Below are 20684 nucleotides of genomic sequence, written 5' to 3' on the forward strand. Positions count from 1 at the left end.
TCATCCCTCCGGGATTAAAACATATGGAGGGCTAATAGTTTCAAAATCTACTAATATTCCTAAAATGGAGAGGACAAAACAACTATTAATTGTTTTGTCCTCTCCTTTAGTCTGATTACAATTTTTTTCATTACATAAACTAATATTACAGGCTACCGCCTATAAGAATCCTGGATGAACGCGGAGTAATGAAATATGAAATTTCTCCAGAGTGACTTGCAACAAGAAACGAAATAATAATTAAATTTACATTTAGTAATTCTTCTTTTGCGAATGTAAAATTCTTGTAAGCCTGCCAGGACAGATAACAATTAATAATTGTTATTTCCCCCAGAGAACTACCCAGAGGTCCAGGCTAGCGAACCTGAGGCAGGACGCCGAATGTGAGCGCTAAAGAATTTTACAAGAACAAAAGATTAGAATTACTTAGTGGAATTTCTTATTTTGAGTTCTATTGCAAGGCACGCAGAAGAAATTCTATTCTCTTTTGTCACTAGCTGCCTCATCATAAGCAGTTTGTATTTCTTCTTCACTCTTAAGATTTTTAAAAGCAATAGACATCATAAGTTTAATCCTATTAATTTGATTTACCTCACTTGCACCTGGATCATAATCAATCGCCGTGATATTAGCACCCTTATTTATTCTCTTTAATTCCTTAATCATTCCTTTACCTGATACATGATTAGGAAGACAAGCAAATGGCTGTACACAAACTATATTTTTTGTACCACTTTCAATAAGTTCAATCATTTCAGCTGTTAAAAACCAACCTTCTCCTGATTGATTTCCAAGTGATATAATAGGTGATGCCTTTGCTGCTAATTTCTGTATAGTATTTGGTGGAGTAAATCTGGCGCTCTTTTCAAGCACTAATTTCATATGTTTTCTATAACTTTCTATATATTTAATAGCCACATCATTTACTATTTTATCAGTTCTACTTTTGCCTAAATACTTATATTTAAAGTCAGCATCGTAAGCACAGTACAAGAAAAAGTCAATTAAATCTGGCATAACCGCTTCTCCACCCTCTTTTTCAATAACATCTATAATATTATTGTTAGCTATGGGATCGAATTTAACTAAAATCTCTCCAACTAGTCCTACCTTAGGTTTAATAATATTCTTGATCTCTAAAAGATCGAATTCAGAGACAATGTTAGTTATATTGTTTTTAAACTCTTTCTTTTTTCCCTCTGCTACTGCTTTCTTGCATACTTTTACCCATTTATCATAAAGCAAGTTAGCTGAACCTTCTACTACTTCATAAGGTCTAACCTTGTAGAGCACTCGCATAAGCAAATCACCATAAACTAAAGCCATAAGTGATTTTTTAATTATTGCATAACTAAATTTAAAACCTGGATTTTTCTCAAGACCAGCAGCATTTAAAGATATAACTGGTACTTGTGGAAAACCTGCATCTTTAATCCCTTTTCTAAGGAATCCAATATAATTTGTTGCCCTACAACCCCCACAGGTTTGAGATATTATAGCAGATGTATTTTCTACATCATATTTACCTGACTTAAGAGCAGCAATTAGTTGCCCAACTACTATTATTGTAGGATAACAGGCATCATTATTCACATATTTTAAGCCTTCATCTACGGCTTTAGTGTCCACCGATGGCAATATTTGTAAATTATATCCTGATGAATTAAATGCTTCTTGTAAAAATTGAAAATGTATAGGCGACATTTGTGGACATAAAATAGTGTGTTTTTTTCTCATTTCTTTTGTAAATATAATTTTACTATCAGGCTCGTGTACTTTCCCAAGCAAAACTCCATTCTTATCTCTTTCATAAAGTGCAGCTTTTAAAGATCTAATTCTAATTCTTGCTGCTCCCAAATTATTACCCTCATCAATTTTTAAAGTTGTATATATTTTACCATTATCTTCGAGTATTTGAGCAACCTGATCTGAGGTTACTGCATCAAGTCCACATCCAAAGGAATTTAGTTGAATAAGTTCAATATTTGACTCTTTTGATACAAAACTTGCTGCCGCATATAACCTAGAATGATAAACCCACTGGTCAACTGCTCTTAAAGGTCCTTCAATAATGCCTAAATGAGCCACAGAATCTTCTGTAAGTACAGGCATGTCAAAATCAGTAATAACACTCGGAATACCGTGATTAATTTCTGGGTCTATATGATAAGGTCTACCAGCGAGTACTATACCCCTTTTTCCTGTTCTCCTAATATATTCTACAACTTCCTCACCTTTATTTCTAATATCTAATTTAACCTTTTCAGTTTCAGCCCATGCCAACTTAGTAGCTTTTGCAACTTCCCCTTTGCTAATTCCAAAACTAACTAGTTCATCTGCTAACCTTTTATCTAGTGCCTTTTTATTATCTAGAGAAATAAATGGATTAAGGAACCTAACATTTCTTTCTTTTAATATATCCATATTATTTTTTATTACCTCAGGATATGAAGTTACTATAGGACAATTATAATGATTATCCGCATTTTTACGCTCTTTTTTTTCATATGGAATACAAGGATAAAATATTAAATCTACGCCCTTATTTATAAGGCTCATTATATGTCCATGTGCAATTTTAGCAGGGTAACAAGCAGACTCTGATGGAATTGTTTCTATTCCCATTTCATATACTTTTTTAGATGATCTTTGGGATAACTCTACTCTAAATCCTAAATTCGTAAAGAAAGTAAACCAAAACGGATAATTTTCATATATATTAAGCACTCTTGGAATTCCTATTGTTCCTCGTTTCGCTTCTTCTTTTTTTAATGGAATATAATTAAATATTCTTTTATATTTATAATCATAAACATTAGGTATTTCTTCTTTTTTGTTACTAAGTCCTAGCGCTTTTTCACAGCGATTACCAGATATAAATTCCCGATCATTATCAAATTTATTAATTGTGAGAACACATTGATTAGCGCATTGCTTGCATCGTCCCATGGTCGTCTCGATAGCTAAGTTGTCCAATTGTTCTAACGATAATAATGTAGAAACCCTGCCCTCTTTATCTCTTTCTTTTGCAATAAGTGATGCACCAAATGCACCCATTAGACCTGCAATATCCGGTCTTACAGCTTCTCTTCCTGAAATAATCTCAAAAGCCCTTAGTACGGCACTGTTATAAAAAGTTCCACCTTGAACTATTATTTTTTCACCCATATCTTTTGGATCTCTTATTTTAATAACCTTTTGAAGTGCATTTTTTATTACTGAATAAGAAAGTCCTGCAGATATATCGCCCACGGAAGCCCCTTCCTTCTGGGCCTGCTTAACTCTCGAATTCATAAATACAGTGCACCTTGAACCTAAGTCAACCGGGCTTTTAGCTTGAAGTGCTACCTCTGCAAACTCTGCTACCCCCATATTTAAAGAGTGAGCAAATGTCTCTATAAACGAACCGCAACCAGATGAACAAGCTTCATTCAACATTATACTATCTATTACACCATCTTTTACTTTTAGACATTTCATATCCTGTCCACCAATATCTAGTATAAAATCTACTCCAGGCATAAAAAATTCTGCCGCCTTGTAATGAGCTATAGTTTCAATTTCACCAATGTCCACCTTTAATGCTGCCATTATTAGTTTTTCGCCATAACCTGTTACTGCAGCATTTTTAACAGTAACACCTTTAGGTATTATCGAATATATATGTTTTAGTGCTTTTCTAACTGAAGTTAATGGATTGCCTTCATTACTACCATAAAAAGAATGCAAAATTGCACCTTCTTCATCTATAAGAGTAACTTTAGTTGTTGTAGAACCAGCATCTATCCCCAAATAACAATTTCCAGTATACCCTTCAAGTTCACGTCTTTTAGCCTTATACTTGCTTTGCCTTTCATTAAAAACTTGTAGCTCATTATCATCTGCAAATAGGGGCCTAAATCTTCGAACATCATTACTTGTAGCTTCCTTAAGTTTAGGGAGCAAATTCTTTAAATCTTCAAATAGAACAGTACTATTCTCCTTTGAAGACATAGCCGCACCTACTGCTACAAATAACTGAGAATCCTTTGGAAAAATAACTTGATCATCTGTAAGTTTTAAAGTTTCAATAAACCTTTGTCGTAGTTCGGACAAGAAAAACAATGGGCCACCTAAAAATGCAACATTACCTCTAATTGGCCTACCACATGCAAGTCCGCTAATAGTTTGATTAACTACTGACTGAAAAACTGACACAGCAATATCTTCTTTTGCAGCACCTTCATTTAACAAGGGCTGAATATCTGTTTTTGCGAAAACGCCGCATCTAGCTGCTATTGGATATATAGTCTTATAGTTTTTTGCAAGTTCGTTAAGTCCAGTTGCATCAGTTTGAAGAAGGGATGCCATTTGATCAATAAATGCTCCAGTACCGCCAGCACAAGTGCCATTCATTCTTTGATCTATTCCTCCATCAAAATAAATTATTTTTGCATCTTCTCCACCGAGTTCTATTGCTACATTAGTTCTTGGAATAATGTTTTCTATTGCGTAAGTACTTGCTATTACTTCTTGAATAAAAGGGATATTCATCCACTTTGATAATGCTAGTCCTCCCGATCCCGTTACTGCTATAGTTATACTTGATTCGCGAAAATTATTATAAGCCTCCAGTAAAAGCTCTGCGATTGTACTTTTAATATCTGAAAAATGTCTTTGATACTTACTATAAATCGTTTTATCTTGATCATCTAAAACAACTATCTTAACAGTAGTTGATCCTACGTCTAACCCAACATGTAATACATTTCTCATATTCATCTTCTCTTTCCTCGCAAGTTCAATTTATTTTTGTAACTTAAATTTATTATATATATTTATGCGTCTTGATATAAACTCATTATTTTTGAAAACCTTAATCATTCATATATCCTATTTTTAGTTTATATATTTTTATTCTTCAAAAACATAATTTATTCTCTAAACCGCAGATTATTAGCATATTATTCCTATTAACTATATAATTTTAATATTTATTTCGCATCTCAACAACATTATTTTATGAATTAATAACCGAGTACATAATATTATAACTCAATAAATATAATATTTTCAACCTATTTTGCTATATTGTTTTAGAAACTAATGTCAATTATTATATATTTCTATAAAAATACTCAAGACTTGTATTTTTTATTTAACGACATTTCAAAAGGAAAGTATTCCACTTCTATAAACGGTAGTTACATACCCTAACAAATGGAAAACTTCAGTGCGTAGATAACAATTGAGAATGTTCGTTAACAATACATTATACCCCCTCATATACTAAACTATAACTTTGAGGGGATGATAAAGTGAATAAAGTAGAAATTAATAATATATGTATGAATTACCATTCTCTAACTTCAGAAACCCCTGCTCTAGCAGACATCTCATTTGGTGTACAAGAAGGTCATTTTTTAAGTATTGTAGGCCCTTCCGGTTGCGGAAAATCTACACTATTAAATATAATAGCAGGCTTAATTACTCCCTCATCTGGAGAAATTAAAATTAATAGTAGTGCTGATAGCTCAAGCTTTTTAAAAATCGGATATATGTTTCAAAAGGATCAATTGTTTGACTGGCTGACTATATGGGACAATGTACTTTTAGGCCTTAAGATTAACCACTCTGTTACTTATGCCAATAAGGAAATAGTAAAAAATCTTTTAATAAGTTATAATCTCTGGGAATTTAGGGATCATCACCCTAGAGAATTATCTGGAGGCATGAGGCAAAGGGTTGCTTTAATTAGAACCTTAGCTTTAAATCCTGAATTACTTCTTTTAGATGAACCTTTTTCAGCTTTAGACTATCAAACTAGATTAAACATTAGTGATGAGGTTTATGAAATTATAAAAAAAGAGAAAAAGACCACAATAATGGTAACACATGACATTGCAGAAGCTATCGCTATGTCCGATGAAATTATTATTCTTTCTAAACGCCCAGCTGTAATTGTTAAGCACATAAAACTTGAATTTGGTGAAAACTTTTCTTATCCTTTAAAACGTAGAGCAGCTCCAAATTTTAGTATTTACTTCAATGAGATTTGGAAGGAGTTGAATAATAGTGCTGATTCAAAGTGATGAACAGAAAAAATATATTAAAGGTGTAAAAAAGAGAAAACACATTATTATTTTTACAAGAATAATAATATTAATAGCATTTTTTAGCTTTTGGGAAATAGCAGGAAGACTAAACTGGATAGACTCGTTCCTAACAAGTACGCCTTCGAAAATGTTTACATCATTTATACAAGTATATAATGAAGGAACTCTTTTAACTCATATTTCAGTAACTTGCTTTGAAACCATAACAGGTTTCTTACTTGGAACAATTTTAGGAGCTTTCATAGCAGTACTCTTATGGTGGTCCGATTTTGTATCCAAAGTTTTAGATCCATATATAATAGTATTAAATGCTTTACCTAAAGTAGCTCTTGCACCTATTATTATATTTTGGGTAGGCAATGGTATAACAGCAATAATAGTAATAGCTCTTTTAATATCAATAGTTGTAACTATAATAAGCATACTTGGCGGCTTTAGAGAAGTTGATGAAGATAAAATAAAACTTTTAAAGACCTTTGGAGCTTCAAAACTTCAAATATTAATTAATCTAATTATTCCTGCTTCTATTCCTACTCTTATTTCTGCACTTAAAATAAACGTAGGGCTATCATGGGTAGGTGTAATCATGGGTGAGTTCTTAGTAGCCAAAGAAGGTTTAGGATTTTTAATAATTTATGGCGGACAAGTTTCCGAGCTAGACATGGTAATGATGAGTATAGTTATACTATCTATTTTAGCTTACCTTATGTATGAAGTGGTGGCTTTAATTGAAAGAAAAATTGTTTTTAAAAACAAATGAAATTTCACTTATAATGAATATAAATTAAAACCCTTGGACAGTATTTATATTGAATAATCAATTTATAATTCTTTTATGAATCATAAGGAGGCTAACAATGGAATACTTTCAAAAGGCTAACGATATTTACAATACTAAAGATTATAATAGAGCTATATCTCTATATAAAAAAGCTGCTGAAATGAAAGATAATGAGGCTGGTGCGCTTTATAATAGTGCAGTATGTTTTATTCACTTGAAAAAATATGAAGAGGCAATACCTTTATTTCATGCTGCTATATCCCTGCGCCGTGAGAGTAAATATTTTTTCAACTTAGCTTACTGTTATGCTATGTGTTTTAACAAACCAAAAGCATTGTATTATTTTAATACCGCTTGGTCACTAAATAATGATGATGAAGATTGTGAAAAGGCAATTAATTTGTTATTAAAAAGTTATAAAAGAGCTACCTAATTTTAGGTAGCTCTTCTTTTACCATTCTCCAGCTATACTCTCTTGCTTATGGTCTATAGTAAATCTTTTGCTATCAAAATAGTCTCCTCCAATTAAAAATGTAGGATCTGCATTAATCCATTTATTTTCTTTTGCTATATATACTTGATTCCAAGCATGGCTAACCCAATTGCTTCCATTAAAGCCTTGGCCAGTTATAATTCTCACCTTTATATTGTTGGCTCTGCACATAGCGACGTAGAGACATGCATAATCAAAACATATCCCACTTTTAGAATTAAAAGTTGGGATGGCCCCAGAGGTCATTTGTGTATCATTATTTAGTACTCTATTTGCTTTTTCGTCACTATAAACTATTTCACTACCTACCCACTTGTATATAGCCCTCGCTTTATCTCTTGTTCCATTTTTACCTTGAGCTAAGTTAATGGCAAACTTATTTATCTCATCATTAGACTTAACTCCTTGCTCTAGCGTAATTCCATTGTAATAAATTATGCCTTTCTGCTTGTTGTTTTGTACATTAGACTCCGTTGACGAAGGGTCTTTCACAACTATAGTAAATGAATTGTTTACAATATTGGGAAGTTTTTTCGCAAGTTTAGAATTAGTAAGAGGAATAACCACTTGCTTTGATATATAATTGTATACCTGTGATTCTTCCAAATACTTATTGTATGTATCAGCTACATTAAGAAGCGACATAAAATTCAGTACAAAAACAATAACAATTACATAAGAAATTGCTTTAGGCACTTGAGATATTGCACCTACAATTCTATTAAATAAAACACTCTTTTTCTTTAACTTATTCTCTATAGTATCAAATAAAGGATAAATAGTAATATGAGCAATAATATTAACAACAAACGTTATAATGCTATAAATTATCATTATTAAAAGTGGCATTAGTAATATATAAACTACCAATGGGTTGCTATTAATAAATTCTATAGCCTTTGCAGGTATATTTTTATATATGTTTTCATAAATACCTTCATCATGTTGAATAAATATTTTTTTAGTGTAGTAAATACCCAGACACAAAGAAAATAGAAAAGATAAACTTTGAAAAACTCCTTCAATAGATCCTTTTATATATTCAGACGAAAACTTAGATATAAACCCTCTAATTATTGGGTATATAAATAACAATAGCAAAATTATACTTACGGGTTCTCTAAACAATACTATCACCTACTTTAATTCGTATCATCTTTTTCCTCCGACTTATTATATTTTGAGGATGACATAAAACAAAGTTATAATTAACCTCATATCTATTCATCTTCCACACCATTAATTAAATTTCTTAATACTTTTTTAATTTGCTCCCATCTAAAACCTCGCCTTAAAAGATAGTCGCAAAGCTTTTTGTATATTTTTATTTTCAGAGGCTCAGATTTTATTAAGATATTGTACCTTTTGCTAGCTAGTTCGTACAATTTAATATAATCCTCCTCAGATGTTTCCTCATAGGACTCACCTTTTGGCAAAGATACTTCTTGTACAAAATCATCATCCTTGTCATCCCGTGCGATTTCATCCATAACTTTTCTAATTAGCTCGTAATCATATCCCGTGCGAGCTAAATAGTCTGCTGTTTTTTTATATAGTTTACTTTTATCTTTTTCACTCTTAGATAATGTTTCCATCTTTTTATTACCTAACTTCAAAGCCGTTTCCACTAGTTGCTCATTAGTAATCTTATTAAGTTCTTCATTAATTAATTCTTTTGGTAGAAATTTTTTTAATAAGGCAAACTTAATCTTATTTTTACCGCAAGATCCTATTTTCTCTTTTATATATAACTTAATAAATCGACTATCATCAATAAAATCATACTGCCCTAAGAAGTCCATTACCCTGTCTATAGTTTTATCATCAAATTCTTTCATCGTTAATTTATCTATTACTTGCTTTGTTGACTTAAAACTTCTTTCTAAAAAATGAAGTGCACAAGTTTTTCCTTTTATATAATTATCTTCATTAACTATATTTTCGAGGCTCTCCTTATCCATTACTCTGCCTTTAGTTATATTATGAATATAAACAAGCTGGGCATCACATGCAAAAGCATAATCCTCATCCATATAGATATTAACTCGAGCCTTGTTCTTTTTTTGAAATTCTATTTTTGTAATAACACTACCCAATATTAGCCTCTCTTTTCTGGTGAAAATATGTGAATTGTTGGTTTTTGTAACACTTTTCTAGAAACATTATATAAATCCTTACTTTTAACATTTCCCATGTTTTTCATATCATCAGTAAATTGGTATATATCTTCGTTATCCATTGCCTGATGAAGTACATAGTTTGAAAGATCAGTAGAATCCTCAAGTGTTGATGCTATTGCAGTTTTCATTATTTTTTTCATTAAAGATATTGTATTATCATCGAAAAGTATTTTTTCAGTTTCGATGTCTTTAATTACAGTATCAATTACATGAATTGCCTCATCAACATTTTTTTGTGATACCGATGTATAAATATATAGTGTTTTTACGTTGTTTGAAGCATCTAAATGAGTATAAACATCATAAGACAATCCTCTTTTTTCGCGCAGTTCTCTAAATAATATAGAATTGGAACTTTCACCAAATTTAAAATTTAATATCCTAAGTGCTAGCTCCTCATCTTTAGATAATCCATTAAATGTATATAAGTAAAGTATTGTACTTTGCTCAATTTCTTTTTTATATGATATCTTTTTTATAAATTGTTGTTTTTCGGCTATTATTTTTTTCTTTTCAAATTTTTTCTTATCCCAATTACCAAAACATTTGCTTACTATATTTATTATATCCTCATGTTCAAATGGGGATACAATAGATATAAATGAATTGTTTGGCAAATAATATTTATTATAAAACTCAACAAGTTGCTCCCTTGTAACATTTTTTATTATATTTTCGTTTCCAATAGTATCTTCCCTAAGCGGACTATATTTAAATGCTATTTCATTAACTTTCTGAAAACTTAGGTCTTCAATATCATCATTAATTGTTCTAATTTCAGATAGTATAACGCCCCTTTCCTTTTCAATTTCCCCAATTGGAAAAGTAGAGTTTAAAAGCATATCCCCCATAAGTGTTATAGCATTCTCTAATTCCTCATTTAAAACTGATGCACTATATACTGTAGAATTAAAATCAGTATATGCATTATATTCTCCACCTAGATTTTCTAAATCGTTGTTTAGCTTCTCATTAGACCTAGTTTGCGTACCTTTAAATAACATGTGCTCAATAAAGTGTGCTATTCCTTTTTCATCTTTTTCTTCAAAAAGCGAACCTATATTTACTCCAGCATGAACTGCTGATATCTGACTATCTTTTTTAATGGTAATAAGTTTTATCCCATTACTTAGTTCTGTTTGTTTTGTGTTGAAAATTTCTTTAATCATCATATTCTCCTTTTAACAAAAAATATATTATTAATTATCTTATCTCCTGCGGAGCTGCAATATTAATACCTTCAAAAGGTGATTTGCACCTTAACTTTTAAAAATAATTTACCTACCTTTAAATAAACCAAATATATTATTTAACTATATCATACTTTTAACTATTTTAGACTATATTCTTGAGCAATTTAGAACACATTTTTTTGCGTATTTTAGCGAAAGCTATTGACTAATTAAGATTTATATACTAGAATTAAAGTTCGAGTCAAATACTCATAGACAGTTCGCAACCATCCTGTCTTAAACTAAAACTATGGAGGCACAAAATTGAATATTAAATTAAATGAAGGAACTATGTCTGTAAAAATAAGAAAAATCGTTTTTGCAGCAATGGTGGCTGCTATTTATGCGGCTTTAACTCTAAGCTTATCGTTTTTCAGCTTTGGAGTTATTCAATATCGCGTAGCTGAAGGACTTACTATCCTACCTTATTTTGCATCCTTTTCTATTCCAGGATTGTTAATAGGTTGTATAGTTTCTAATATTATAAGTCCACTAGGTATTATGGATATGGTTTTCGGTTCCCTTGCAACACTTATATCCGCAATTTTAACTTACTATATTGGTAAGAGCAAACTAAAGTTCAAAAAAATACTTGCTCCATTACCAGCTGTAGTAGTAAATGCCTTTGTTATCGGCATACTGTTAAAGCTTTTATATGTCAAGGACATGCCCCTTTTACTTTGTATGCTGCAAGTTGCATGGGGAGAATTGGTCTGCTGTTATGGAATTGGATTACCTCTTATTTATATTATTGAAAAGAACTCAATTTTGAGGAATTTTTTTAAATAATAATGAAAAGTAATTTATTTTGCTTTTTTAGTTTAATATTTATTGTTTTGTATAAAATTGTAATAATAGATGTATTTGATACTTTATGAGAAGAAAGAGGAATTTTAATTAATGGAAAAAGTTAAATTTGATGAATTAGGACTAAACGAATCTGTACTACACGCTATACAAGATTTAAAATTTGAATACCCATCTGATATCCAAGAAAAAGCTATTCCAGTAGTACTTGCTGGCTTTGATATCATAGGTCAAGCTCAAACAGGAACTGGCAAAACATTAGCATTTGGTGCACCTATTTTGAGTAGAATGGAAAAATCGAACGGTAAAGTTCAAGCAATAATAATGTCTCCAACAAGAGAACTTGCAGTTCAAGTTTCTGAAGAACTTCAACGTATTGCAAAACATGAAAGAATTAAGATATTACCAATCTACGGTGGTCAATCTATAGATAGACAAATATCCGCTTTAAAAAGAGGAGTAGATATTGTAGTTGGAACTCCAGGAAGATTACTAGACCATATTAGAAAAGGTACTTTAAAACTTTCAAATGCTAAATTTCTTGTTTTAGATGAAGCTGACGAAATGTTAAACATGGGTTTTATTGAAGATATCGAAAGTATAATAAGCAATTTAAGTGCAGATAGACAGACATTACTTTTCTCAGCTACTATGCCAAGAGCTATTAAAATATTGTCAAAGAAATATATGCATCCTGAAACAAAGATTATTGCAATAGAAAAGAAATCTTTAACAGTTTCTACTATTAAGCAATATTATTATGAAGTAAATAATAAAAACAAATTTGAATCATTATGTAGAATTCTTGACGTTGATGCTCCTAAGACTTGTATATTATTCTGTAAAACTAAAAAAGGTGTAGATGAATTAGTTGATGCATTACAACCTAGAGGTTATACAGTAGAAGGTATGCATGGAGATATGAAACAAAGCCAAAGAATGAACACTCTTAAAAAATTCAAAGAAGGTAATTTAAACTTCTTAATTGCAACTGATGTAGCTGCAAGAGGAATTGATGTTGAGGATGTTACTCATGTAATAAATTATGATTTACCACAAGATAGCGAATCATATATACATAGAATTGGTAGAACTGGTAGAGCTGGTAAAGAAGGTACAGCATATAGTCTTATAACAAGACGTGAATCATCAGCTATAAGACAAATTGAACGTGATACTAAAAGTGTCATCAACAAAAAAACTGTACCTACTATAACAGATATTTTTGCTGCTAAATCAGATACTATTATAGATCAAATAAAATTAGTTCTAAAAGAAAATTTATATGAAAATTTTCTTCCACTAGGACAAAATCTTATTGCAGAATTTGGTGATGAAGATGTAGCTGCTTCTTTAATAAAAATTATTTTTGATAAAGAAGTTAACTATAACTACGCAGATGATTCTACAACAACAACATCTGATACTGTTAGACTATTCTTATCTATAGGAAGAATGGATGAAGTTATGACTAAGGATATTATCGCTTTCTTATGTGAGACTGCTAATATTAACAAAAATGAACTTGGCCGTATTGACATCTTAGATAAATTTTCTTTCTTAGACGTACCTTCTAACTTAGTTGATGCTATTTTAAATAATAGTTCAGGTAAGAGATTGAATAGTAGAAAAGTAAATATTGAAGTTGCTAAATCTAGAAGATAGTTTTAACAAAACAAAAGAGTACCTGTTATAGGTGCTCTTTTGTTTTGCCAATTTTTATAAATAATATTTTTTAATTTCAATTATGTTACCACCCTCTTTAACATACAATATATAGGGGGTGATAACTATGAACAAATTTAGGAAACTACTTTATACTTTAACCTATATCTTACTAATTGAGATATGTCTAATATATCTTGTTTACAAATAAAGATATTAGAATCCTTATTTACATTATCTCAGCTTTATAGATTTCCTCAAAAGTACACAATTTTTGTACAATGCCACTACTCTTAATATACCTTGGTGCCAAAATTGTATACATCGTTGTACTATACTCTGACTTTTCATCTTCGTCTTCTTCATCATCAATTACAAATTCTATATTCTTAACTTTTATGCTAACACTGTCAAAATATTTTTCCAGTTTTTCTACCATATTTTTTTTGTTAACATATTGAATTTCTAATTTTAAAATATTAGTATTTTTAAAAAGTTTAGTCTCGAAAGTCTTAAGAAATACTAGCACTATAAAAACACATATAGTTGATAATACAGTTAAAGTATAATAACCTAGTCCAATTGCAAGACCAATGCAAGCAACTGTCCATATGCTTGCTGCAGTAGTAAGCCCTTTTATTGAACCCTTATCATGTATAATAGTACCTGCTCCTAAAAATCCTACTCCCGTTATAACTTGTGCTCCTAGTCTACCTATATCTACCTTCATAGCCGATTGGAGTTCTGGATGTTGCAAGATCATATTCGTCGTTTCTTGAATAGAATATAATTGTATCATTGAAGTAATTGCCGCACCTAAACATACTAATATATGCGTTCTAAACCCAGCTGGTCTATTTTTAAACTCTCTCTCATACCCAATTAACCCACCAACTAAAACTGCAAGCGCAAGCCTTATTGCTACTTCATGTACTAACACGTGAATCCCCCCCCCACTAACTCCACTTATAACCCTAAATTTTAATTCAAATACTTTAATGACATTTCAAAAGGAAGGTCTCCCACTTCTACAAGATGGAGTTTCGTACTTTAACAAATATGAAACTTTGGTATAAATATAACTTTCCTTTTGAAGTCATTAAATCAGCTCCACAGGAGATGCTTTAGCTCAATGCCATTTGATCTCAACCATTCTATAACAAATTCCTTTATACATTGGTCTTCATATTTATACCACTCATTTGTTGTACATTCATCATCTACACATCCATCCATTGTATTTTGTTTATCCATTAGAATATGCTTAAACTTTTTTGTAGGTTCCTTGCTTTCTAACGCCTGGGCTAGTTCTAATTTCAAATCAGAATTACTGATTTTATTCTTAACATAATCCTTCATAGCTTTTATATAAAACTCTTCTTGCATTAGTGGGGTAATTAAATACCTATTTTCCTTATCCTCATTAATAAGTATAGCAATACTAACAAATTCTTTTAGCCAATTATCGAAGGTGTCTTCCTTCAATGTCCCCTTTTCTAAGGCTAAACTTACTTCTGTGGGAATATATATAACCTCGCCAGTAACAGCATCTAGATAACTTTTTCCTAAATTATCATCAACATGTGAAATTGTTTCTATAAGTGCTTCCATATCAACCGCAACTAAATTCAAAACTATTCCTCCTCAAATTGTACAATATTTACTTAAGATTTATAATAAAAGGCCAATAAACCCAAATGGTCTATTGGCCTGTTTACTTATTCTTCAAATGTCGATTCATATTCTTCTAGTACTTTTGCGAATTCTTCCTCATCTTCTACTGCAATATATTGCTCTTTATCGTCTACTAATTCTATTTTATAGACAAAAGCATCTTCTTCTTCCCCTATTGGAGCTAATAATGCATATTTATTTTCATCCAATTCAATAATTTCAATTATTTCAAAATCAACTTTTTCTCCATCTTCATCCAGCATCGTAATAATTTTATTTTCTTCCATGACAATTCCCCTTTCAAACTTAATAAACACATTATACCGTTAATCTCGCCAACATGTCCATATAAAAATATAGATTTATGCTATTTTAACCTAAATCATAACACAATACACCTTAATTAATTTAAGATAACAGTTTCAAAGATGGTCGTAGCTTCAAAGAAGATAATTAATCAATATATCCATAAAGTCCTCTAATAGAAACTTCTCCTGACACAATATGTTCAATATTGCCACTAGAATTCTCAACAACTAATTCACCTTTATCACTTATATCAATTGCTTTAGCTGTCGTTACTTTACCTCTATTTATTAATCTAATTTCTTTCCCTATAAGGATAGAATTTTTTCTGCATATATCTAAAGTTTCTTTTATATTATTGCTTTCTACAAAATCAATATACAACTCCTCAAAAATGTTTAAAATACTAGCAAGAAGTAACTTTCTATCCATGGTTTTACCACTTTCAATCTTAATTGACGTAGCTACATCTTTGAGATCACTTGTAATATCTTCTTTATCTAGATTTACATTAATACCAATTCCCATAACTAAGTAATTTACATGATCTATCTCTCCGCTCATTTCTGTTAATATGCCACATACTTTTTTACTATTAAGTATTATGTCATTAGGCCATTTAATACTTGTTTTAACCCCCATTTTCATAATAGCTTTTTGAACAGCGGCTGCTCCAATAAGTGTTATCTTTGATATGTTTTCCGTAAGTATATTAGGTCTAAGTATAATTGACATCCATATACCCTTATATTTTGGTGATAAAAAATTTCGCCCAAGTCTTCCACGTCCTAATGTTTGCTCTTCACTTACAATGACTGTGCCATGTCCCTTACCAATTTCCGCAAGTTCCTTAGCTTTAGAATTTGTTGACCCTATAGAATCATAATAAATAATATTCCTACCTATATACTCTGTGTCTAGATAATTTTTAATTTCCTCAAAAGTGAGTATATCAGGTGATGAGATTATTCTATAACCCTTTCTTGAAATAGCTTCAACTTCATAGCCATCCTCTTTAATAACCTTTATATGTTTCCAAATAGCAGCGCGACTAACCCCTAAAATTTCACTAATTTTTTGACCAGACACAAAATTATCTCCACTGCCTTTAAGTAACTCAATAATTTTTTCTTTCATAATATCAACACCTTTTATTTTGTAATATATATAGGAATTTTTTCTATATTATTATAATCTTCTATATTTCTCTTGTTTATATTCGTGCTTACCTTTAAGCGATACATCAATATCTGACACTAACTTATCTCTATCACCCGGTAATGTTCCGGAAAGTGCCATATAATTTGAAGCATGATTGCTTCTAAAAATACAGTCAGTAACTTCTACGTTTTTAAGAAATTCTCTTAACTCCTGCATTACTTCCTCCGGAGTTAATACATGAAAGATACCATTTTGTATATCTTTATAAATAGGGGTTCCGCTTTCTAACATTAGAGTTAAAAATCCCACATAATCTGGATTTATAGCACTTATAAGTTTCGCAGACTCCATAGCATTCTCATTAATTTTTTCTCTGCCACCTATACCCGAGATCAGAGTAGTTGATAATTTTATTCCACTATCTTTAACCTTGCGCCCTGCCACAATCAAATTCTCGGCAGTTACACCTTTATTTATACTCTTTAATATTTCATCACTTCCAGATTCAACCCCTAGATATAAAATTCCAATACCTAAAGCCTTAAGCAAACGAAGCTCCTCCAATGACTTTGCTAAAATGTCATTAGGCGTAGCATAAATCCCAACTCTCTCGCACCCTGGAAACAACTCTTTTATTTTCAATAAAATTATTTTTAACTTACTAGTTTCAAGAACCAAAGCATCCCCATCAGCTAAAAATATTCTCTTAACCACCCCATAATCTAACTTAGCCTGCTCAAGATCAGATATAATATCTTTCAATTCACGTACTCTAAACTTCTTATCTTTATACATTCCGCAAAAACTACATCCATTATGTGAACACCCAATAGTAACTTGTACAATAAGACTATAAGCCTCACTAGGTGGTCTATAAACTGTTCCCTCATACTCCATTAAACTCATCTCCCAGCATTTTAATCTTCCAAATCCATCCAATAGCCCAAAAGGCTATGGTTCTTTTTAATCATCCTGATAATTTTATTAGTAACCCTAATATCCTAGTGTGCTTCGGTAATAAGTGTATATATTGTGTAAACAGCAATTGAACAAGCCTTAGTAATTCTTAATTTATTTTATTTACCTCTGCGTCAGAAAACCGCATGTTTGAGCGAAGCGAGTTTGCGGTTTTTAGCAGAGGTCAATAAAATAGATTTTAGAATTACAAGGCGAAGTGAATGCTGCTGTAACAATATATACACTTATGATAGAAGCTACGATGTCCCAGGGATCAATACAAACATATGTAGATTATTTAAAAGGAGCTAAACGCTCTTCGCACTTTTTAATGAAACATTTAATATTCTCTTTTTCCTCGCAGATTTTTGTCTCATTCATATCACCTCTACCAAGTCTATCACATAATGATAACAACGCAATTTCTTTAATAGATATATCAAATCTCATTTCTTCCACATTAGAAAAAGGTAAATTTTTCGTTATAAAAAGAGTTTGCATATGCCACCTAACTAAAGCTGTAACTTGTTTAATTAATTCTTCATCATTTGTCAGTTCGCAAAGAAACCTTTTGCTAAGTTCTGAACCAACTTTATCATGATCATATGATGTTATCTTTCCTTTTCTAACTTTTGTTGTAGGTGCCTTACCTAAATCATGTAATAAAGCACCCCACATAAAAGCTATAGGATTTTCACTAAATTCTTTTTTCTTTGCCCCATTATCTATAACTAACATTGTATGTTTCCATACGCTTCCTTCTGGATGATGTACTAGAGATTGTGGAGTATCAACCAAGTTTCTTAATAATGTATATGGATATAACTCATAAATGTCAGGATTATTTATTATTTTATTAAAATATATAGAAGGCTTCGTATCTTCCATTAAATGTTTTTGAAATTCTTCAAAAATTTTTATAATATTAACTCCTTTCTGATTATTATTTTAGTTTATATTTTTTTATTATTTTTATAACAAAAAGAGCAAGCTAACCTTATCTAAACTATATACTATTTTAGTTTAGATAACAAACGCCTGCCCTTTTTATTAACATCTTTTTATTAGTTATTCTGACTTATTTCCACCATACTCACTTTTATTAGTTGTAAAAACACTATCATTATATGCACTTTCCTCAATTGATTGAATCATTTGGTTTTTAGAATGTGGATTTTTAGATTTTGTGTCTTTGTTAATATAATTACGTGAATTATCCTTACTTGCCTGTTCACGAGTCTTCATATTAAATCCTCCTATTTACATTTTATTATAGATTTAAACAAATTATTTTTTTTATTCTCTTAAGTTAATGCTCGCTATACTTTTTCAATACTTTTTTAAACTCATCACCCTGCCCTATTGATTTGTATTCTATTTCTCCATTAACTACAACTGACTTATAGGCATATGCCTCATCCGAATCCTTAGGTCCAACTATTACATAATCAGTTCCATCCATTTTAATAGCATCAATTAATTCTAGATCAACTTTTTCGCCATTTTCATTTAGGACAGTAATTATTTCATTAGTTTTCATAAACACACCTTCTCTCATGTAATTAGCACATTTAAATAAATATTAAACTCAATATGCAATTATATCTTGTTTCATCTGCAGTCATCAGATTTTGTATAGTTATACTATTTCCTAAATCTGCATCCATGCTTTGGCCAAAATACACATTACATAATGATATTATTATTTGTTTTTACGTGCTCTCTTATTTTGTGCTTAACTAAATCTTTTATACCATCTATTTTGTGCAAAAAAAAGTATATATTACGTATAATACATTGAAACAAGCTTTAGAAGTTCTTATTTTATTTTTAACTAAGATGCGTAAATAAAAACATATGTTTGAGCGAATAGCGAGTTTATGTTTTTTAGCAGATTAATTAAAAATAAAATTAGTACTTCTTAGCGAGGTGAATGTATTACTAGTATTGCAATACGCGTAATATATACTTTTTCATTATTTTATTTTTTATATTTATCATAAACTATAGATATAAGTTTCTCTTTAGTATTAAACTCTGAGTTTTCTAATACTATATTTAATAGAAATTTAAGCATGATACCTATCTCAATTCCTGGTTTAATAGAAAATTGATCCATTAAATCTTTACCGTTTATTGCTAATTCTTTTATAGATAGTGGGACCTTAGATTCTATAATAGCTATTGTTTGTTCCTCAACTTTATTAATTTCATCTAATCTAATTTGAGGAAATCGTGACCCTAAAGCATCTGCTCTTTGAAGTGTAAAAAGGTTAAACACTAATTTAATACTAGTTCTATTAATAAGACGTTTTACTGAAATCTCTGTTGGCCTTTTAAGTACATTCATATGCTCTTTCACTAAAATTTCAACTTCATTTATACTCTCATTATCAAATTTTAGTCTTCTAAGTATTTTGCCTGCTATTATAACTCCCTTTTTATCATGGCCATAAAAATGTCCTATACCGCTCGCATCAATAGTAAAACAATCTGGTTTAGCTATGTCATGCAGTAATCCTGCCATTCTTATGTTAAGAACCGGTGGACATTTTTCTACAACAGTTATTATATGTGAGAATACATCTTTATCATGGTGAGGATTTTGCTGATTAAATCCTACTGCTGCTTGAAGTTCTGGTAATATAACCTGTAACAATTTAGTTTCCTCTAATAATTTTAAAGCTTTTGTAGTATTATCAGATACTAACATTTTACATAGTTCATCCCTAATTCTTTCATTACTTACATTTGATATAAGGTTAAAATTATTTTTTATAGCAAGTATAGTTTCTTCTTCTATATCAAAATCTAAACTAGCAGCAAACCGAATGGCCCTAAGCATTCTTAGCGCATCTTCCTTAAATCTTTTATTAGGTTCACCTACAGCTCTAATTATTTTATTTTCTAAATCACGTATACCGAAAAAATAATCTATAATACCATCTGCCTCGTTAAAAGCCAAAGCATTTATAGTAAAGTCACGTCTTGCTAAGTCCTCTTTTAAATTTGAAACAAAAGTGACGGAACTTGGGCTTCTATTATCTAGATATTCACCATCAATTCTATAAGTTGTAACCTCGTAGCCTTCGCCGTTTATCATAACAGTAACGGTCCCATGTTTTATTCCTGTTGGAACCGTTTTATCAAAGATTTTAATGATTTCTTCTGGCAGAGCATTAGTAGTGATATCATAATCCTTAGGAAAAGCTTTCCCGATTGAGGAGTCACGTACACTTCCCCCTACTATATAACCTTCATATCCATTATTTTTTAAGGTATCCAAAATTAATTTTACATCACTTGGTATAAACATAACTCCTCCAATACTAC

Annotated in this window: 18 protein-coding genes; 5 read left to right on the forward strand and 13 right to left on the reverse strand. The window is 30.6% G+C overall.

The window, feature by feature from the left end:
- Positions 1 to 477: 477 nt before the first annotated feature.
- A complete protein-coding gene (locus tag KPL37_RS00175) occupies positions 478 to 4755 on the reverse strand; it encodes a 2-hydroxyacyl-CoA dehydratase (protein ID WP_216145137.1) in 4278 nt (1425 codons plus the stop codon).
- A 542-nt stretch (positions 4756 to 5297) separates the two neighbouring features.
- Between KPL37_RS00175 and KPL37_RS00180 the strand changes: the two genes are divergently transcribed.
- From KPL37_RS00180 to KPL37_RS00190, 3 genes are all read left to right on the forward strand, one after another.
- Entirely contained in the window at positions 5298 to 6071 is a 774-nt protein-coding gene (locus KPL37_RS00180) for an ABC transporter ATP-binding protein (protein ID WP_216145139.1), read from the forward strand.
- On the forward strand, positions 6055 to 6855 hold the full coding sequence (locus KPL37_RS00185) for an ABC transporter permease (RefSeq protein ID WP_216145140.1): 801 nt from the start codon (positions 6055 to 6057) through the stop codon (positions 6853 to 6855). Before KPL37_RS00180 ends, KPL37_RS00185 begins: the two co-directional genes overlap by 17 nt.
- Positions 6856 to 6952: 97 nt before the next feature.
- Positions 6953 to 7309: a tetratricopeptide repeat protein gene (locus tag KPL37_RS00190; protein WP_216145141.1), complete on the forward strand. Its 357-nt coding sequence runs from the start codon at positions 6953 to 6955 to the stop codon at positions 7307 to 7309.
- Between the two features lie 18 nt (positions 7310 to 7327).
- On the opposite strand, the gene KPL37_RS00195 is transcribed toward KPL37_RS00190, so the two are convergent.
- From KPL37_RS00195 to KPL37_RS00205, 3 genes are all read right to left on the reverse strand, one after another.
- Complete coding sequence (locus tag KPL37_RS00195) at positions 7328 to 8497, reverse strand: transglutaminase domain-containing protein (RefSeq protein WP_216145142.1); 1170 nt, start codon at positions 8495 to 8497, stop codon at positions 7328 to 7330.
- Positions 8498 to 8589: 92 nt separating this feature from the next.
- Positions 8590 to 9465 carry a recombination regulator RecX gene (recX, locus tag KPL37_RS00200; protein ID WP_246578063.1) on the reverse strand — a complete coding sequence of 292 codons (876 nt, stop codon included), beginning with the start codon at positions 9463 to 9465 and terminating at the stop codon, positions 8590 to 8592.
- 2 nt (positions 9466 to 9467) lie between these two features.
- The gene (locus KPL37_RS00205) at positions 9468 to 10718 is read right to left on the reverse strand and encodes a M16 family metallopeptidase (RefSeq protein ID WP_246578064.1); all 1251 of its coding nucleotides are present in this window, start codon (positions 10716 to 10718) and stop codon (positions 9468 to 9470) included.
- 327 nt (positions 10719 to 11045) lie between these two features.
- On the opposite strand from KPL37_RS00205, the gene KPL37_RS00210 reads away from it, so the two are divergent.
- Complete coding sequence (locus KPL37_RS00210; RefSeq protein ID WP_246578065.1) at positions 11046 to 11570, forward strand: QueT transporter family protein; 525 nt, start codon at positions 11046 to 11048, stop codon at positions 11568 to 11570.
- A gap of 111 nt (positions 11571 to 11681) precedes the next feature.
- Positions 11682 to 13253, forward strand: coding sequence for a DEAD/DEAH box helicase (locus KPL37_RS00215; protein WP_216145143.1), 1572 nt, complete (start codon positions 11682 to 11684; stop codon positions 13251 to 13253).
- Between the two features lie 229 nt (positions 13254 to 13482).
- On the opposite strand, the gene KPL37_RS00220 is transcribed toward KPL37_RS00215, so the two are convergent.
- From KPL37_RS00220 to KPL37_RS00260, 9 genes are all read right to left on the reverse strand, one after another.
- On the reverse strand, positions 13483 to 14193 hold the full coding sequence (locus KPL37_RS00220; RefSeq protein WP_216145144.1) for an MgtC/SapB family protein: 711 nt from the start codon (positions 14191 to 14193) through the stop codon (positions 13483 to 13485).
- Positions 14194 to 14357: 164 nt separating this feature from the next.
- The gene (locus KPL37_RS00225) at positions 14358 to 14885 is read right to left on the reverse strand and encodes a UPF0158 family protein (RefSeq protein WP_216145145.1); all 528 of its coding nucleotides are present in this window, start codon (positions 14883 to 14885) and stop codon (positions 14358 to 14360) included.
- Positions 14886 to 14971: 86 nt separating this feature from the next.
- On the reverse strand, positions 14972 to 15244 hold the full coding sequence (locus KPL37_RS00230) for a DUF1292 domain-containing protein (protein WP_216145147.1): 273 nt from the start codon (positions 15242 to 15244) through the stop codon (positions 14972 to 14974).
- 136 nt (positions 15245 to 15380) lie between these two features.
- Positions 15381 to 16370: a biotin--[acetyl-CoA-carboxylase] ligase gene (locus KPL37_RS00235; RefSeq protein WP_216145148.1), complete on the reverse strand. Its 990-nt coding sequence runs from the start codon at positions 16368 to 16370 to the stop codon at positions 15381 to 15383.
- Positions 16371 to 16421: 51 nt separating this feature from the next.
- Positions 16422 to 17291, reverse strand: a complete 870-nt coding sequence (locus KPL37_RS00240; RefSeq protein WP_216145151.1) for a radical SAM protein — start codon at positions 17289 to 17291, stop codon at positions 16422 to 16424.
- Positions 17292 to 17645: 354 nt separating this feature from the next.
- Positions 17646 to 18239, reverse strand: a complete 594-nt coding sequence (locus tag KPL37_RS00245; RefSeq protein WP_216145152.1) for an HD domain-containing protein — start codon at positions 18237 to 18239, stop codon at positions 17646 to 17648.
- Between the two features lie 180 nt (positions 18240 to 18419).
- Positions 18420 to 18596: a hypothetical protein gene (locus KPL37_RS00250; protein WP_216145153.1), complete on the reverse strand. Its 177-nt coding sequence runs from the start codon at positions 18594 to 18596 to the stop codon at positions 18420 to 18422.
- Positions 18597 to 18660: 64 nt separating this feature from the next.
- Positions 18661 to 18891, reverse strand: coding sequence for a DUF1292 domain-containing protein (locus KPL37_RS00255; RefSeq protein ID WP_216145154.1), 231 nt, complete (start codon positions 18889 to 18891; stop codon positions 18661 to 18663).
- Between the two features lie 441 nt (positions 18892 to 19332).
- The gene (locus KPL37_RS00260) at positions 19333 to 20667 is read right to left on the reverse strand and encodes a CCA tRNA nucleotidyltransferase (protein WP_425514016.1); all 1335 of its coding nucleotides are present in this window, start codon (positions 20665 to 20667) and stop codon (positions 19333 to 19335) included.
- Positions 20668 to 20684: the final 17 nt, after the last annotated feature.

It is taken from the genome of Clostridium frigoris, from assembly GCF_018861865.1.
Lineage (GTDB): Bacteria > Bacillota > Clostridia > Clostridiales > Clostridiaceae > Clostridium_AD > Clostridium_AD frigoris.